Genomic DNA, 16,819 nt, shown 5'->3' with positions numbered 1-16,819 from the left:
GATGACCAAGCGTCCCGAAGAAATCGCCCTGATGGCGGAATCCGGCCGGCTGCTGGCGGCCGTGTTCGGCGAACTCGACAAACTGAACCTGATCGGCATGTCGACCATGGCCGTCAACGACCTGGCCGAGCGCTTCATCGTCGACACCCTCGCCGCCCGTCCGGCCAGCATTGGCCAGTACGGCTATGCCTACGCGCTGAATTCGTCGCGCAACCACGTGGTGTGCCACGGCGTGCCGTCGCCGTCCGAACTGCTGCAGGCCGGCGACATCGTGAACTTCGACATCACGCTGGAAAAGAACGGCTACATCGCCGACTCCAGCAAGACCTACCTGGTCGGCGAGGTGTCGCCGCTGGCGAAGCGCCTGGTGCAGGTGACCTACGAAGCGATGTGGAAAGGCATCAAGGCGGTGCGGCCGGGCGCCCGCCTGGGCGACGTCGGCCACGCGATCGAACGGCATGCGCGCCGCAACGGCTATTCGGTGGTGCGCGAATACTGCGGCCACGGCATCGGCCGCGAAATGCACGAGCCGCCGCAGGTGCTCCACTGGGGCAAGCCGCAGACCGGCTTGGTGCTGCGCGAAGGCATGGTGTTCACGATCGAGCCGATGTTGAACGAGGGACGCGGCTGGGTCGATACCGAGGACGACGGCTGGACCGTGGTGACGCGCGACGGCAAGCTATCCGCACAGTTCGAGCACACGGTGGCGGTGACGCGCACCGGCGTGCGGGTGCTGACGCTACGGCCCGAAGAAACCACCCGGCATTGATGTCGTAGGGTGGGCACCACGTGCCCACGCGGAAGCCGGCACGATGCTAACGTTCGCGTGGGCACGGGGTGCCCACCCTACGTGCTCAACCATTCGAGTGCGGCACTGCCGGCGGCACGCCCGCTGCCGAAGCAAGCCGTCAGCAGGTAGCCCCCGGTCGGCGCTTCCCAGTCGACCATCTCGCCCGCCACGAACACGCCCGGCAGCGCGCGCAGCATGCCGCCGGCGCCCTCCATCGCCTCGAAGCGCACCCCGCCGCCGCTGCTGATCGCCTCGTCGATCGGGCGCGCGCGCACCAGCACCAGCGGCAGCGCCTTCAGCGCCTGCGCCAGCCGCACCGGATCGGCATACGCATCCTTCGACAGGCATTCGTGCAGCAGCCCGGATTTCACGCCCTTGATCCCGAGCCGGCTCTGCAAATGGCTGGCCATCGAACGGGTGCCGCGCGGGTGCGTCACCTCGGCCAGCACGCGCTCGAAGCTATGGTCCGGCAGCAGGTCGATCCACACCGTGGCCCGCCCCTGGGCCGCGATGGCGTCGCGGATCGGTGCCGACAGCGCATACACGAGGCTGCCCTCGATGCCGCTGGCGGTGACCACGAACTGGCCCTTGCGGAACACCGGTGTGCCGTCCGGCCCCGGCGCACCTTCCACCGCGAGCGCCACGGTCGTCAGCGGCGCGCCCCCATGGCGGCTCGCGAAGTGTTCGCTCCAGTCGGCGTCGAAGCCGCAATTCATCGGCACCAGCGGCGCCACCTCCACGCTCTTTTCCCGCAGCAGCGGCACCCAGGCGCCGTCCGAGCCGAGGCGCGCCCAGCTGGCGCCGCCCAGCGCCAGCACGGTGGCGCCGGCCTGCTCCAGGCGTTCGCCGTCGGGCGTGGCGAACAGCAGCGCGCCGTCGCGCCAGCCCAGCCAGCGATGACGCATGTGGAAGCGCACGCCGGCCTCGCGCAGGCGGTGCAGCCAGGCGCGCAGCAGCGGCGCCGCCTTCATTTCAAGCGGGAACACGCGCCCCGAACTGCCGACGAAGGTGTCGATGCCGAGACCGTGGATCCAGTCGCGCACCTGCTGCGGCGTGAAGCCGTCCAGCCAGGGAGTGACCTCGGCGCGGCGGGCGCCGTAGCGACCGGCAAAGGCGCCGGCATCCTCGGCGTGGGTGATGTTCATGCCGCCCTTGCCGGCCAGGAGGAACTTGCGTCCCACCGAAGGCATGGCGTCGTAGAGGTCGACCTGAACGCCGCCCGCGGCCAGGACTTCGGCCGCCATCAGGCCGGCGGGGCCGCCGCCGATGACGATGGCGTGGCGGGATGGGGTCGAGACTCGGGACATGGCGGCAAACGGGAGAGAGGGAGCCGCATTGTAGTCGAGAGCGGGCGCCGAAAACAGATGTAAAGGAAGCTTGACATTGGCGGGAACCGCCACTACGATGTAAAGCATACTTTACATGATTCTTTTTAAACCAGGGAGAACGGACATGCATGAAAAGCGAGTCGCACGGGCCTATCACACCGAATTATGGGTGGGGATCGGGGTATATGCGGTGCTGCTGGTCGGGTCGATCAAGCTGGCGCGGCCGATGGCCGACGGCACGCTGCGCACGGTCCTGCTGCTGTTGCCGATGCTCGGCTTCGCCCTGGCGATCCGCGCCATCGTGCGCCACGTCGCCCGCATCGACGAGTACCAGCGCCTGCGCATGCTGGAATCGATCGGCATCGCCTTCGCCGTCACCGGCGCCCTGACCTTCAGCTACGGCTTCCTCGAAACCGCCGGCTTCCCGAAAGTGTCGATGTTCGCGGTCTGGATAGTCATGTGCACCAGCTGGGTCGCGGTGAACCTGGTGCGCGCATGGAGAAGCCGATGAAGAACCTGCTGCGCGAACTGCGCGCCGCCCGCGGCTGGAGCCAGGCGCACCTGGCCGAACTGCTGGACGTGTCGCGCCAGACCGTGATCGCCATCGAGAACGGCAAGTACGACCCCAGCCTGCCGCTGGCGTTTTCCTTATCGAAGCTGTTCGAACAACCGATCGAAGCCATTTTCTTCCCCGACCAGGAGCCCGTATGAGCCTTTGCCACACCACCCGCAAACAACGCCTGATCTATGCCGCCTTCGCCCTGTTGCTGGCACTGGGCGCTTTCGACAACTCGCACGCGGCCGATGCCGACGCCAACCCTCCCGCGGCGGCACCGAACCGCTTTGCCGCCACCCTGGCCCCGGCCGAACGCTTCGAGGTCGGCGGCGTGCTGGTCGAGCGCCACGGCGCCGCCGCCGGCCGGCCCCTGATCCTGATCCCCGGCCTGGCCAGCGGCAGCTGGGTGTGGCAAGACACGATCCGGGCCTTTGCCGCCAGCCATCCCATATACGTGCTGACCCTGCCTGGCTTCGACGGCCGCCCCGCCGCCCCTGCAGCGGCCGCATCGCCCTTCGCTGCCGCCCGCACCGCGGTCGAGCAGCTGATCGCCGAGCGCAAGCTACAAAAGCCGGTGATCGTCGGCCACAGCCTCGGTGGCACGCTCGGCTATGCGGTGGCCCAAGACCAACCGGCGGCCGTCGGCGGCGTGGTCAGCATCGACGGCCTGCCGGTGATGCCTGGCACCGAGACGATGGCGCCGGCCCAGCGCAGCCAGATGGCGGCGGGCATGCGCGGCCGCGTCGCCACCGACCCGGCGGCCTTCGCGCGCCAGCAGCAAGCCTACATGCGCACCATCGGCGTACGGGACATGGGCAAGGCGGATGTGCTGGCCCAGCTGTCGGCACGCAGCGATCCGGCAGCGACCGGCCAGTACGCCGCCGACGTGCTGAACCTCGACCTGCGTCCCGGCCTGAAAGACATCGCGGCGCCGCTGCTGGTGATCTCGCCCTACCACGAGCTCGACGCCTCGCAGCAGGGCATCAGCGAAAGCGCCAAGGCCGACTACTACAAGGCCTTGCTGGAAGGTGCGCCGCGGGTGCAGGTGGTGTCGGTGGCACCGGCACGCCACTTCGCGATGATCGACCAGCCCGAGAAGGTGATCGACGCCATCCGCAGCTTCCTGGCAACGCTTTAAGCCCGCCCGGGACGCCGCGCGCTTGCTGCGCCGCGGCGTCCTCCCTGGAAGCCGCCGGCTTCATTCTCGCCGTATCTTTTCCCCACGCAAGGCGGGCTTTTCAAGCACATTTTTATGTTGCACTGCATGAGCATTCGCTTAAATATTCTCTTGACATGTTTACAGCTGAGCCTATGCTTATACGTTAAATAATGCAAAAAAAGCGCAAACCTAAAGACGGGTGAACAAGCGCCGCAGCAGTCGTTTCAGGCGTACACGATTCGTCCGGTAGTCCGTAAGACCATCTTGGAGGATGACTATGTCGGTAGTGACTCGCAGGACAGTACTGGGCGCGCTCGCGACCAGCCCCCTCTGGCTGCAGACAGCCTGGGCCCAGCCCGGCAGCCTCAGGATTTCCCACCAGTTCCCCGCCGGAAGCGTCGCCGAAGGCGATTTCCGCGACCGCCTGTGCCGCATGTTCGCCGAACAGGCCGAACGCGCCACCCGCGGCAAGCTCAAGTTCTCGATCTACCCGGCCTCCAGCCTGATGAAGAGCGAAGCCCAGATCCCGGCGCTGTCGAAAGGCGCGCTCGACCTGGCACTGGTGCCGCTGTCCTACGCCGGCGACGAATTCCCCGAAGTGAACATCGGCCTGATGCCCGGCCTGGTCACTTCCTACGACCAGGGCTACGCCTGGAAGAACATGGACGTCGGCCGCGAGTTCAGCCGCATGCTGGGCGAGCGCGGCATGGTGATCCTGAGCTGGATCTGGCAGGCCGGCGGCGCCGCCTCGCGTGTCAAGCCGATCGTCGATCCCGAGGATGCCGCCGGCCTGAAGGTGCGCGGCGGCTCGCACGCGCTCGACCTGATCCTCAAGGAAGCCGGCGCCACCGTGGTCAACATCCCGTCCAACGACATCCGCGGCGCCATGCAGAGTGGCGCGCTGGACGCGGCCATGACCTCGTCATCGTCGCTGATGTCGTTCCGCCTCGACGAAGTCTCGAAATCGGTGACCACCGCGCGCGGCGGCACCTACTGGTTCATGCTGGAGCCGCTGCTGATGTCGAAGACGGTGTTCGACCGCCTGCCGCGCGACCAGCAGGCGGCCCTCATGAAGATCGGCGCCGACCTGGAAGGCTTTGCGCGCAAGTCGGCGCAGATGGACGATGCCGCGGTGGCGGCCCAGTTCGCGGGCCGAGGCGGGCGTGCGGTGGACCTGAATGCGGCGTCGCTGCGCAAGTGGCAGGACATTGCGCGCAATACCGCCTGGCGCGATTTCGGGGAGAAGAATGCGAATTGCGCCAGGCTGCTGGCGCTGGCGGAGAAGACGGTGGCGTAAGCCGGCCAGTCTGCAACCTTTTTCCTGTGACGGCTACAAACGTCATTCCCGGCATGGCCGGAAATGACTTCCCGCGGAGGCGGGAATCCAAGTTTGCTAACACCGTGTCGGCTTGACTTGGATTCCCGCCTGCGCGGGAATGACGGTTCTTCATGTAGCGCTTATTTCAGGCGCTCAGCCCCCGGTCACGGGCGGGAAAAACGCCACCTCGCCACCCTCGGCCAGCGGCGTGTCCGGTTCGCACATCACTTGATTGAACGCCATGCGCAGCGCGCGCTCGTGCGCCAGCGCCTCGGCCCAGGTGCCGCCGCGCGCGATCAGGAAATCGCGCACCGCGCCCACAGTGGCCACGCCCGCCGGCAGGGCCACCGTTTCGCCCGAGGTGCCGACGGCTTCACGCACGCTGGCAAAAAAACGTAACTGGATATTCACACACTTCCTTTCGACTTCAGACTTCCACGAACCACCATCAATAACCCAGCGCCGAGAGCGGGATGAAGCGCACCACGTCCCCGGGGGCGATCGCCTGGCCCGGCGGATTGTCGACCAGGCCGTCGGCCCAGACGGTCGAGGTCAGCACGCCCGAGCCCTGGTTCGGGAACAGGTCCAGCCCGCCGCCCTCGTTCATGCGCACGCGCAGGAATTCGTTGCGGCGGTCCGGCTTGGGCCAGTCGAAGTCGGCGCGCATCATGATCGTGCGCGGCTCCACCGCACCGGTCACGCCCTGCAAACGCAGCAGGAAAGGCCGCACGAACAGCAAAAAGGTGATGAAGCTCGAGACCGGATTGCCCGGCAGGCCGATAAAGAACGCAGCGTCGGTTTCCGCGCCGCCCTCGGTGTCACCTTGTCTGCGGACTTCGCCGAAGGCCAGCGGCTTGCCCGGCTTGACCGCGATCTGCCACATGTTCAGGCGCCCTTCCGCTTCCACCGCCGGCTTGATGTGGTCTTCCTCGCCGACCGAGACACCGCCCGAGGTGATGATCAGGTCGTGTGCGCGCGCCGCCTCGCGCAGCGTGTCGCGCGTCGCCTGCAGCGAATCCGGGACGATGCCGTAGTCGGTGAACGCGCAGCCGAGGTTTTCCAGCAGGCCGCGCAGCGTGAAGCGGTTCGAGTTGTAGATCGCGCCGGGCTTCAGCGGCTCGCCCGGCATCGCCAGCTCGTCGCCGGTGAAGAACACCGCCACGCGCAGGCGCCGCCGCACCGGCAGCGTCGCCAGGCCGACCGATGCGGCCAGTCCCAGCTCCTGGCCGCGCAGACGCGTGCCCGCAGGCAGGATGACCGCGCCGCTGCGCACGTCCTCGCCGGCGCGGCGGATCCACTCGCCTTCCGCCGGCGTGTGCTTGACGATGACGTGGTCGCCATCGACCTCGCACTGCTCCTGCATCACCACCGCATCCGCCCCTTGCGGGATCAGGGCGCCGGTGAAGATGCGGGCCGCGGTGCCGGCGGCCAGCGGCTGGCCGACGCTGCCGGCCGGAATCCGCTGCGCCACGTGCAGGCGCGCCGCGCCGCCGGCGCAATCGGCCGCGCGTACCGCGTAGCCATCCATCTGGGTATTGTCGGCGGCCGGCACGTCGAGGGGCGAGACCTGGTCTTCGGCCAGCACGCGGCCGTTGGCTTCCAGCGTGGCGACCGTCTCGACCTCCGCCACCGGACGCGCGGCGGCCAGCAGGAAGTCGAGCGCCTCGCGCACCGCCAGCATCGGCTTGCGGTTCGGTTGCGCAGCGCCGCTCACGCCGCCGCCCCCTGCGCCAGGCCAGTGTGCGCGGCGATGAACTCCTTCATCTGGGCCACGTTCGGATGCATCACCACGAAGCGCTGCGGCAGGCTTTCGATGTCCTCGAAACCGGCCGGGCGCGCGGCGTCGTTGCCCAGCGCTTCCAGGATGGTCTCGTTGAACTTGGCCGCCAGCGCGGTCTCCAGCACGATCATCGGCACGCCGGGTTCGACGTGCTCGCGCGCGACCTTGATGCCGTCGGCGGTGTGGGTGTCGATCGTGATGCCGTAGTCGTCGAAGACTTCGCGGATGGTCGCCAGGCGATCCTCGTGGTTCGAGCTGCCGGACTGGAAGCCGTACTGCGCGACCGCCTTGAATTCGTCGCCGTCGCTGCCCGGCGCCCCGGACAGGTCGAAGCCGCCATGGGTCTCGACCTTGCGGAACAGCGCATGCGTGCGCTCGGCGTCGCGGCCGACCAGGTCGTAGACGAAGCGCTCGAAATTGGAGGCCTTCGAGATGTCCATCGAGGGGCTGCTGGTGTGGTAGGTCTCGGCGGCCTTGCGCACGCGGTAGACGCCGGTGCGGAAGAACTCGTCGAGCACGTTGTTCTCGTTGGTGGCCACGACCAGCTTGTCGATCGGCAGGCCCATCATGCGGGCGATGTGGCCGGCGCAGATGTTGCCGAAGTTCCCCGACGGGACCGTGAACGACACCTTCTGGTCGTTGCTCGTCGTGGCTTTCAGGTAGCCGCGGAAGTAATACACGACCTGTGCCACCACGCGCGCCCAGTTGATCGAGTTGACGGTGCCGATCTTCTGGCGCACCTTGAATTCGAGGTCGCTCGACACCGCCTTGACCATGTCCTGGCAATCGTCAAAGACGCCTTCGACCGCGATGTTGAAGATGTTCGGGTCCTGCAGGCTGAACATCTGGGCGGTCTGGAAGGCGCTCATCTTGGCGTGCGGCGACAGCATGAACACGCGGATGCCGCGCTTGCCGCGCATCGCGTACTCGGCCGCGCTGCCGGTGTCGCCCGAGGTGGCGCCGAAGATGTTCAATTCGTCGCCGTTCTTGGCCAGCGCGTATTCGAACAGGTTGCCCAGCAACTGCATCGCCATGTCCTTGAAGGCCAGCGTCGGGCCGTTCGACAGGCCCTGCAGGATCAGGGTCCGCCCTGGGCCCTGCTCCAGCACGCGCAGCGGCGTGATCTCTTCGGCGGATTCATCCTCGCGCGCATTGCGGTAGACCGCCGGCGTATAGGTCTTCGCGGTCAGCGCCTTCAGGTCCTGGTCGGGGATGTCGGTGGCAAACTTGCGCAGGATCTCGTAGGCCAGCTCGGCGTACGACAGCTTGCGCCAGGCGTCTAGTTCGGCGCCGCTGACCTGCGGATAGGTTTCCGGCAGATACAGGCCGCCGTCCGGCGCCAGGCCGCCCAGCAGGATATCGGAAAAGGATTGGGGATTGCGTGCTGCGGACGCGCTGGTCGCGCGGGTGGACACATAGTGCATACGGTAGAAAGGATCCGGTTGGCTCGGGAGGACATTTATTATAGTCCGGCCGCGGAAAAGTTGTCTTTTTACCGAATAATGTTCCGTTTGATGTGGCCGATCTGGGGTGGACGCGTGGACGGGAAACCCGTCCACCCTAGGCATCAGCAGGCCGCGTGGTTCACCGTCACCACGTGGATGGCCAGGCCGCCGAGCGAGGTCTCCTTGTACTTGACCTGCATGTCGGCCCCGGTCTGGCGCATGGTCTCGATCACGTCGTCCAGGCTGACGAAATGGGTGCCGTCGCCCTTCATCGCCAGCGAGGCCGCGGTGATCGCCTTGATCGCGCCCATGCCGTTGCGCTCGATGCACGGGATCTGCACCAGGCCGCCGATCGGGTCGCAGGTCATGCCGAGATGGTGCTCGATGCCGATTTCGGCCGCGTTCTCGATCTGCTCGTTGGTGCCGCCGAGTGCCGCGACCAGGCCGGCCGCCGCCATCGCGCAGGCCACGCCGACCTCGCCCTGGCAGCCGATCTCGGCGCCCGAGATCGAGGCGTTCTTCTTGCACAGCATGCCGATCGCGCTCGAGGCCAGCAGGAAGTCGCGGATCCCGCGCTGGGGGTCGCTCGGGCGGCAATCCTCGGCGTAGTAGCGCAGTACCGCCGGGATGATGCCGGCCGCGCCGTTGGTCGGCGCCGTCACCACGCGCCCGCCGGCCGCATTCTCTTCGTTGACCGCCATCGCGTACAAGCTGACTTGGTTCACCGCGTCGTGCGGCAGGTGGTTGGTGGCGCCTTTCGCTGCCTGTTCACGCTCCAAACGCCACAACTTGGCGGCGCGGCGCTTGACGTTCAGCCCACCCGGCAGCTGGCCCTCGGTGACCAGGCCATGGCTGATACAGTCGCGCATCACCTGCCAGATGCGGTCCAGGCCGGTGTCCAGCTGCTCGTCCGTCATGCGCGTGCGCTCGTTCGCGCGCAGCATGGCCGGGATCGACAGGCCGTGGGCCTGGCCCTGTGCCAGCAGCGCGCGCATCGTATCGAAGGGGAACGGCAACGCGGCGCGTCCGCTCTCTTCGCGCGGCGCCGGCGCTTCGGCCTTGGCTTCGCCGGCCGCGGTAATGAAGCCGCCGCCGACCGAGTAGTACACGCGCTCGATCACGCTGCCGTCCGCCAGCTTCAGCACGAAGCGCATGCCGTTCGGGTGCTCGGGCATGCTCGATTCCTTGTGCCAGACCAGGCCGGTCCTGGCGCTGAACGGCACCTCCTTGGTCGCGAGCAGCTTCAGCACGCCGTCCAGCTCGGCCTCGGCCAGCTTGTCCTCGACCGTGCCTGGGTCGATATCCTGCGGGGTCTCGCCCATCAGGCCCAGGATCACCGCCTTGTCGGTGGCGTGGCCGACGCCGGTCAGCGCCAGCGAACCGTAGAGGTGGGCTTCGACGCCAACCGCTTCGTCGAGGTGGCCCGCTTCCAACAAGAAGCGGCGCGCGGCGACCATCGGGCCGACCGTGTGCGAGCTGGAGGGGCCGATGCCGATCTTGAACAGGTCAAATACGCTCATGTCCATGAGCTGTCTCCTAAATACTTATGTTGATTACTGATGGCGCGTGCGATGAATGCAAGCGCCAAAACGTCGTTCCCGCGCAGGCGGGAACCCAAGTTCGGCGATCTGCGAACAAACTTGGGTTCCCGCCTTCGCGGGAACGACGGATCGGATTCACGGTAGAAACGAGTAATCAGGCAGTCTGCCCAACATCCACGTTTTCCAGCATGTCGTTCACCATCTCGTCGACGCCGATGCGCGCCTTCCAGCCCCAGTCGGCGCTTGCGCGGCTGTCGTCGAGGCTCTTCGGCCACGAATCGGCGATCTGCTGGCGGCTGTCCGGCTTGTAGGCGATGCGGAAGGCCGGCAGGCGGGCCCCGATCACGGCGGCCAGCTCGCGCGGGTTGAAGGAGACGCCGGCCACGTTATACGAGGAGCGGACCGCGACCTGGTCGGCCGGGGCGTCCATCAGCTCGATGGTGGCGCGGATCGCGTCCGGCATGTAGATCATCGGCAGCGTGGTCTCGGGGCCGAGGAAGCATTCGTAGGTCTCGCCCTTGAGCGCCGCGTGGAAGATCGCGATCGCGTAGTCGGTGGTGCCGCCGCCCGGAGGCGACTTGAAGCTGATGATGCCCGGGTAGCGGATGCTGCGCACGTCGACGCCGTACTTGGCGTGGTAGTACTCGCACAGGCGCTCGCCGGCCAGTTTGCTGATGCCGTAGATCGAGGTCGGGTCCATCACGGCGAACTGCGGCGTGTTTTCCGCCGGGGTGTTGGGACCGAAGGCGGCGATCGACGACGGCCAGAACACCTTCAGCGGCTTGCCGGCTTCGCCACGCTCGCGCGCGATTTCCAGGATGTTCAGCAGGCCGTCCATGTTCAGCGTCCATGCCTTCAGCGGCGCTTTTTCGCCGGTGGCCGACAGCAGCGCCGCCAGCTGGTAGACCTGGGTGATGCCTTCGTCGGCGATCAGCTTGGCGACGGCGTCGCGGTCGAGCACGTCGAGGCGGGTGTAGCGCGCGGCGCCGTAGACGTTGTCAAGCCCGATGTCCGAGGCGACGACCTGGTCGGGACCGTGCTGCTGCGCGAGGGCGCCCACGAGTTCGCTGCCGATCTGGCCGTTGGCGCCGATGATGAGGATGCGTTCCATGCTGGTGTACCTGTTCTTTCTTGATGCGGAGGGGCTTCGTGAGCCGGCCGGCCCGCGCCGGGGTGGGCGCGATACCGGTAAGACGGTGTTGGCGAATTATTTGATGAGGCCGAGTTCGCGGCCGGCCTGCTCGAAGGCCTTCAGCACGGTATCGAGCTGTTCGCGGGTATGCGCGGCCGACAGCTGGACGCGCACGCGCGCCTGGCCCATCGGCACCACCGGGTAGAAGAAGCCCGACAGCAGCACGCCCAGTTCGAACATGCGCGCCGCAAATTTCTGCGCCACCGGCGCGTCGAACAGCATCACCGGCACCACCGGGTGGGTGCCCGGCTTGATGGTGAAGCCGATGCGCTCGATCTCCTTGCGGAAGTAGGCGGTGTTCTCCATCAGGCGGTCGCGCAGCTCGGTCGACTTGCTGATGCGCTCCAGCACCGACAGCGAGGCGCCGGCGATCATCGGCGCCAGCGTGTTCGAGAACAGGTAGGGCCGCGACTTCTGGCGCAGGGTCTCGATCACTTCCTTGCGGCCGGAGGTGAAGCCGCCCATCGCCCCGCCCAGGGCCTTGCCCAGGGTGCCGGTGATGATGTCGATCTTGCCCAGCACGCCGCAGTGCTCGTGGGTACCGCGGCCGGTTTGTCCCATGAAGCCGGAGGCGTGCGATTCGTCGACCAGGGTCAGGGCGCCGTATTGTTCGGCCAGTGCGACGATCTTGTCGAGCTGGGCGATGGTGCCGTCCATCGAGAACACGCCGTCGGTGACGATCACTTTATGGCGCTTGCCGGCATCGGTTGCGGCCTTCAGCTGCTTTTCCAGGTCCGCCATGTCGTTGTTGGCATAGCGGTAGCGCGCGGCCTTGCACAGGCGGATGCCGTCGATCAGCGAGGCGTGGTTCAGGGCGTCCGAGATGATGGCGTCGTTTTCGTCGAACAGCGGCTCGAACACGCCGCCGTTGGCATCGAAGGCCGCCGCGTACAGGATGGTGTCCTCGGTGCCGAGGAAGCGCGACAGCGCCCCTTCCAGCTCCTTGTGCACGGTCTGGGTGCCGCAGATGAAGCGCACCGACGACAGGCCGTAGCCGTATTTTTCCAGCGCCGCGGCGGCGGCCTGCGCGGTCTGCTCGTCGCCGGACAGGCCAAGGTAGTTGTTTGCGCACATGTTGATCAGGGTGCGGCCGTCCTGGGCTTCGACTGTCGCCCCCTGGCGCGAGGCGATCACGCGTTCGGGCTTGAACAGGCCCTCGGTGCGGAGCGTGTCGAGTTTCTGCTGGAGGGCGCCGTAGAAGGCCTGGTCGCTCATGTGCTTGTCCTTTGCTGGAGAATGTTGTAACGTCTGGTCAAAGAAAAACGCGTTCGATGTACTGTACTTATTTACTATATCGAACCAAAATTCAATATAGTGAATCTTACTCCCGGCCATTGAACTTGGCAAGCCGCTTCCTAGAACAACAGAATGAATAACGTAGTAAACAATAGTGCCCCGCCCGAAGTCGGCGCCACCCTGCAGCGCATGCGCCTCGCGCGCGGCCTGACGCTGGAAGACCTGTCGCGCATCGCCGGCGTATCCAAGTCGATGCTGTCGCAGATCGAACGCGAAAAAGCCAATCCAACCATCGCCATCACCTGGCGCCTGGCGAACGCCCTCGGCGTCCAGATCGGTGAGCTGCTGTCGTCCGAGGTGCGCAGCGCGGAATTGATCCGCGTCGTCGACGCCCACGAAATCCCGACCCTGCCCGGCAGCCACGCCGGCTATTCGCTGCGCATCCTGGGTCCGATGGACCTGGCCGGCAAGTACGAGTGGTACGAGCTGACACTGGCGCCGGGCGGCGAACTGGCTTCCCAGCCGCACGATCCCGGCACCAGCGAACACCTCACCGTCCTGACCGGCGCGGTGGAACTGGAAGTGGGCATCGAAAAGAAGAAAATCAAGCACGGCGGCACCGCCCGCTATCCGGCCGACCAGGCCCACGTGATCCGCAATGCCGGCAAGACCGAGGCGCGGGCGCTGCTCGTGGTCGTGCAGCGCTGATAAGTCTCGCTGTTCAGTTTCTACCGCGCGACAAAATGTCAAATCTGATGACAGAAAGCGACCTCACATTTAATATATTGCCCTACGTCAATATATAGGTAGACCGAGCGGCGTTGCCCCGAGGCTGCCGCCCAGATGCCGCATGTCCAGCAGTCACGAAATCGCGCAATGGCGCGCCCAGATTTTCTCTTCCCTGCTGTCCGTCGTGCTGGTGATCGGCACGATCGCCGCCGCCCCCTGCGTTCCGCTGCTGATCCGCCAGGGCATGTGGCCGGTGGCCGTGATGGACCTGGTCGTGCTGGGCTGGATCTTCGCGATCCAGCGCCTGACCCGCGTGTCGTACACGGTGCGCGTCATGAATTTCCTGGCGCTCGGGGTCGTGCTCGGTATCGGCCTGCTGCTGACGGTCGGCCCGATCAGCCTGAATTACCTGATGGCGCCTCCGGTGCTGGCAGTCATCCTGCTGGGTACACGCCCGGCGCTGATCCTGCTCGGGCTGGGCAGTACCAGCATCCTGGTCCTGGGCCTCACCGGCCAGGTGCCGATGCATGTGGCCACGCTCGAGCATGAGCCGGTACTCGCCACGCTGGTCACCACCCTCAACTTCGCCTGCATCGGCGCCCTGGTGACGCTGACCTCGGGCACCCTGCTCAAGGGCCTGTCGCGTTCCCTGGGCGAGGCGCGCGGCACCGCCGATGCCCTCGAAGCCGGCCAGGCCGAGCTGCATGCCGCGAATGCCGAACTGCGCCTGACCTCGACCGCGCTGGCGCGCCTGAACGACCTGGTCATCATCGCCAAGGTCGATCCGGCGCCGGGGGCCCCGCAGCCGATCATCTTCGTCAACGACGCCGCCATGCGCCGCTCGGGCTACGCGCGCGCCGAGATGATCGGGCGCAGCCTGCGCATGCTGCACGGCGCCGACACCGATCCGGCCACCATCCGCCGTATCGTCGACGCCATGCGCCGCGACGAACCGGTGCGCGCGGAAGTGATCAACTACACCAAGGGCGGCGATCCGTACTGGGTCGAAATGGAAATGCTGCCGTTTTCCAGCCAGGGCGCCGCCATCACGCACTGGGTGGTGATCGCGCGCGACATCACCGAGCGCCGCCATTCGGCGCAGGCGATCCACCAGCTGGCCTTCTTCGACGTGCTGACCGGCCTGCCCAACCGGCGCCTGCTGATGGAGCGGCTCGACGCCATGGTGGCCGGCAGCCACGCCGGCCGCGGCCTGGGCGCGCTGGCCTACATCGACCTCGACAACTTCAAGAAGATCAACGACGCCTGCGGCCACGCCGCCGGCGACCAGCTGCTGACCACCGCGGCGGCGCGCCTGCGCGGCGCCGTGCGTGCCCACGACACCATGGCGCGCCTGGGCGGCGACGAGTTCGTGATCCTGCTGGAAGGCCTGGACGCCGACCCGGCCGTGGCGCGCCGGGCCGCGATGGGGGTGGCCGACAAGGTCCGTATCGCGCTGTCGCAGCCGATGGAGATCGACGGCCAGTGGTACCAGTCCTCGGCGAGCATCGGCGTCGCGCTGGCGCTGGGCGGCCGCGAAAGCGCGCACGACCTGATGCGCGAAGCCGATACCGCGATGTACCACGCCAAGGCCGGCGGGCGCAACGGCGTGGTGATGTTCGAAACCGCGATGCTGGCCGACGCCGAACGCAAGCTGACCCTCGAACGCGACCTCGCCAACGCGCTCGACAACGGCGAACTGGCGATGCACCTGCAGTTGCAGGTCGAGCACACCGGCGTGCCGACCGGCGCCGAGCTGCTGATGCGCTGGACCCGCCCCGACGGCCTGGTGCCGCCCGACCTGTTCATCCCGATCGCCGAGAGCCGCGGCCTGATCGTGACGCTCGGCCACTGGGTGCTGCGCCAGGCCTGCGCCGCCTGGCTCGCGCTGGACGCGGCCGGCCATGCGCTGCCGCTGTCGATCAACGTCAGCCCGCTGCAGTTCCGCCAACCGGATTTCGTCGCCAGCGTGCGTGCCATCGTGGAGGAGACCGGCGTGCCGCCGGACCAGCTGATCTTCGAAGTCACCGAAGGCCTGCTGGTCGACGACATCGACCAGACCGTCGCGCGCATGCACGAATTGACCGCCTTCGGCATCCGCTTCTCGATCGACGATTTCGGCACCGGCTACTCGAACCTGGCCTACCTCAAGAAGATGCCGCTGTACGAACTGAAGATCGACAGGAGCTTCCTGCGCGACTCGCCGCACGACGTCAACGGCAACGCGCTGGTGCAGTCGATGCTGGCAATGGCACGCCAGCTCGGCCTGCATGTGGTGGCCGAGGGCATCGAGACCGACGCCCAGGCGCAGTTCATTTCAACCAACGGGCGCGCCTGCATGCAGGACTACCTGTTCTGCCGGCCGATGCCGCTGGACGCCCTGATCAGGCAAGTGGAAACCGCCACCGCCTGAGGCCGCCGGCGGACGGGCATCCAGCGCCGCCAGCACATCGGCGACGCCGATCGCGGTGACCCAGTCGTCGCGTTCGGCCAGCATGACGACGGTGCTGTTGTCGCTGTCGATCGGCACCCATTCCGGCGTCGTGCAGCGCATCAGCGCGATCACCGGCACTTGCACCGCATTCGCCAGGTGCATCACGGCGGTCTCGACCGAGATGACCAGGCTGCACAGGCGCATCACCGCCGGCAGCTGGAAGAAATGCTCCTCGGCGCTGAACAGGCGCACCCGCTCGAACGCGGGGTCTTTCTGGCGCCGCACCATGCGCCGGGTCTCGGCCAGCGCTTCCGGCACCGTGTTCACGATGAAGGCGGCCTCGCGCCAGGCCGGACGCGCTGCCATCGCCCGTATCAGCGCCGCCACGTGCTCCAGCGGCCAGGTGCGGTCGGGCGACTTGGAAAAGGCGTTCACGAACACCGCCGGCCGTTCGCCGATGCCCCACTCGCCGAACTGCGTCCGCGCGCGCGCCAGCCACTCGGGCGGGATGTCCAGCACCGGGAAGCGCGCCTGGCGCGGGATGTCGAGGCCGAAGAAGCGCGCGAACCAGCCGGCGTAGATGTCGCTGATGTGCTGGCCGCCGCAGTTGCCGGGCTGGTACAGCGGCACGCTGCCGTCCAGCCGGCGGTAGCTGGTATGGCGCGACAGGCCCTTGAACCAGCGCTCGGGCGCCCCTTTCAGGCCGACGATGAAGCCGCGCGGACTGATCGAACGCGCCATGCGCGCATAGCGGTGGCCGTCGACCACGGTCAGCGTCGCCACCAGCGGATAATCCTGGGCGCGCGCTTCCTGCAGCGAGGCGGCCAGCGTCGCCAGGCTGTAGGTCTTGTCGTAGACCTTGGCGATCCACGGGCAGGCCGCCAGCCAGTCGAACAGCGCGTATTTCTGCAGGTGCGGCCAGGCGGCCGGATCCTCCGTGCGGCGGCGCTCGTCGACCCAGAGATGGATCTCGATGTGCGGCCAGGCCGCCTTGAAGGCGCGCAGGCAGCTCTGCAGGTAGGTGAAGTCGCCGATCGCCAGGTGGGTCACGAACAGGATGCGGCGGGCGCCCGCCAGCAGGGCCGGCGAGACCAGCGCGGCCGTCGGCGCGCCCGCCGCAGTGGATGGGGGCGATGCCGCCGGGACGGATGGGAGCGGGGAGCGCGACCTGGACAAACCATTCCTTTCGAAAAAAAAGGCCGCACCCCGATGTTTGCAGGGCACGGCCGCGGGCGCTCAATTATGCGGGAGGGCTGTGCGCGCCGGGCACAGCCATTACAAATTTTACGCAGACTTACTTACTTAATTACTTAG

15 protein-coding genes are annotated in these 16,819 nt (G+C 67.0%); 7 read left to right on the top strand and 8 right to left on the bottom strand.

Translation table 11 applies throughout. The features are described from left to right. Position 1 precedes the first annotated feature (1 nt). Positions 2-769 (top strand): type I methionyl aminopeptidase, encoded by a 768-nt coding sequence (map, locus tag U1H99_RS10235; RefSeq protein WP_323141632.1) that lies wholly within the window; start codon positions 2-4, stop codon positions 767-769. A gap of 77 nt (positions 770-846) precedes the next feature. On the opposite strand, the gene U1H99_RS10230 is transcribed toward map, so the two are convergent. Then, the gene (locus U1H99_RS10230; protein WP_323141631.1) at positions 847-2,097 is read right to left on the bottom strand and encodes a TIGR03862 family flavoprotein; all 1,251 of its coding nucleotides are present in this window, start codon (positions 2,095-2,097) and stop codon (positions 847-849) included. A 145-nt stretch (positions 2,098-2,242) separates the two neighbouring features. Between U1H99_RS10230 and U1H99_RS10225 the strand changes: the two genes are divergently transcribed. The 4 genes from U1H99_RS10225 to dctP all read left to right on the top strand — a co-directional run bounded on the left by U1H99_RS10225 (position 2,243) and on the right by dctP (position 5,130). Next, on the top strand, positions 2,243-2,629 hold the full coding sequence (locus U1H99_RS10225; protein WP_323141630.1) for a hypothetical protein: 387 nt from the start codon (positions 2,243-2,245) through the stop codon (positions 2,627-2,629). After that, entirely contained in the window at positions 2,626-2,829 is a 204-nt protein-coding gene (locus tag U1H99_RS10220) for a helix-turn-helix transcriptional regulator (protein WP_323141629.1), read from the top strand. Before U1H99_RS10225 ends, U1H99_RS10220 begins: the two co-directional genes overlap by 4 nt. Next, positions 2,826-3,812: an alpha/beta fold hydrolase gene (locus tag U1H99_RS10215; protein WP_323141628.1), complete on the top strand. Its 987-nt coding sequence runs from the start codon at positions 2,826-2,828 to the stop codon at positions 3,810-3,812. The genes U1H99_RS10220 and U1H99_RS10215 overlap by 4 nt, the downstream gene beginning before the upstream one ends. 298 nt (positions 3,813-4,110) lie before the next feature. Next, positions 4,111-5,130, top strand: coding sequence for a TRAP transporter substrate-binding protein DctP (gene dctP / locus U1H99_RS10210; protein WP_323141627.1), 1,020 nt, complete (start codon positions 4,111-4,113; stop codon positions 5,128-5,130). 174 nt (positions 5,131-5,304) lie between these two features. On the opposite strand, the gene moaD is transcribed toward dctP, so the two are convergent. The 6 genes from moaD to U1H99_RS10180 all read right to left on the bottom strand — a co-directional run bounded on the left by moaD (position 5,305) and on the right by U1H99_RS10180 (position 12,324). Continuing rightward, a complete protein-coding gene (moaD, locus tag U1H99_RS10205; RefSeq protein ID WP_323141626.1) occupies positions 5,305-5,562 on the bottom strand; it encodes a molybdopterin converting factor subunit 1 in 258 nt (85 codons plus the stop codon). Between the two features lie 37 nt (positions 5,563-5,599). Beyond that, the gene (locus U1H99_RS10200) at positions 5,600-6,832 is read right to left on the bottom strand and encodes a molybdopterin molybdotransferase MoeA (protein WP_323142100.1); all 1,233 of its coding nucleotides are present in this window, start codon (positions 6,830-6,832) and stop codon (positions 5,600-5,602) included. A gap of 29 nt (positions 6,833-6,861) precedes the next feature. Further along, positions 6,862-8,355, bottom strand: a complete 1,494-nt coding sequence (gene thrC, locus U1H99_RS10195) for a threonine synthase (protein ID WP_323141625.1) — start codon at positions 8,353-8,355, stop codon at positions 6,862-6,864. 143 nt (positions 8,356-8,498) lie between these two features. Further along, complete coding sequence (locus tag U1H99_RS10190; protein WP_323141624.1) at positions 8,499-9,902, bottom strand: L-serine ammonia-lyase; 1,404 nt, start codon at positions 9,900-9,902, stop codon at positions 8,499-8,501. Between the two features lie 169 nt (positions 9,903-10,071). Then, complete coding sequence (locus U1H99_RS10185; protein WP_323141623.1) at positions 10,072-11,028, bottom strand: NAD-dependent epimerase/dehydratase family protein; 957 nt, start codon at positions 11,026-11,028, stop codon at positions 10,072-10,074. A 96-nt stretch (positions 11,029-11,124) separates the two neighbouring features. After that, positions 11,125-12,324, bottom strand: a complete 1,200-nt coding sequence (locus U1H99_RS10180) for a glycine C-acetyltransferase (protein ID WP_323141622.1) — start codon at positions 12,322-12,324, stop codon at positions 11,125-11,127. A 153-nt stretch (positions 12,325-12,477) separates the two neighbouring features. Between U1H99_RS10180 and U1H99_RS10175 the strand changes: the two genes are divergently transcribed. Beyond that, positions 12,478-13,053 (top strand): helix-turn-helix domain-containing protein, encoded by a 576-nt coding sequence (locus U1H99_RS10175; RefSeq protein ID WP_323141621.1) that lies wholly within the window; start codon positions 12,478-12,480, stop codon positions 13,051-13,053. Positions 13,054-13,195: 142 nt separating this feature from the next. Beyond that, entirely contained in the window at positions 13,196-15,484 is a 2,289-nt protein-coding gene (locus U1H99_RS10170; RefSeq protein ID WP_323141620.1) for a putative bifunctional diguanylate cyclase/phosphodiesterase, read from the top strand. On the opposite strand, the gene U1H99_RS10165 is transcribed toward U1H99_RS10170, so the two are convergent. After that, positions 15,389-16,681, bottom strand: coding sequence for a glycosyltransferase family 9 protein (locus tag U1H99_RS10165; RefSeq protein ID WP_323141619.1), 1,293 nt, complete (start codon positions 16,679-16,681; stop codon positions 15,389-15,391). The two genes, U1H99_RS10170 and U1H99_RS10165, sit on opposite strands and share 96 nt — an antisense overlap. Positions 16,682-16,819 lie beyond the last annotated feature (138 nt).

This window comes from Massilia phyllosphaerae, from assembly GCF_034659755.1.
Classification (GTDB): Bacteria; Pseudomonadota; Gammaproteobacteria; order Burkholderiales; family Burkholderiaceae_D; genus Telluria; species Telluria phyllosphaerae.
Note: the sequence above shows the minus strand (reverse complement) of the source record. Positions and strands in the feature narration are given on the sequence as shown.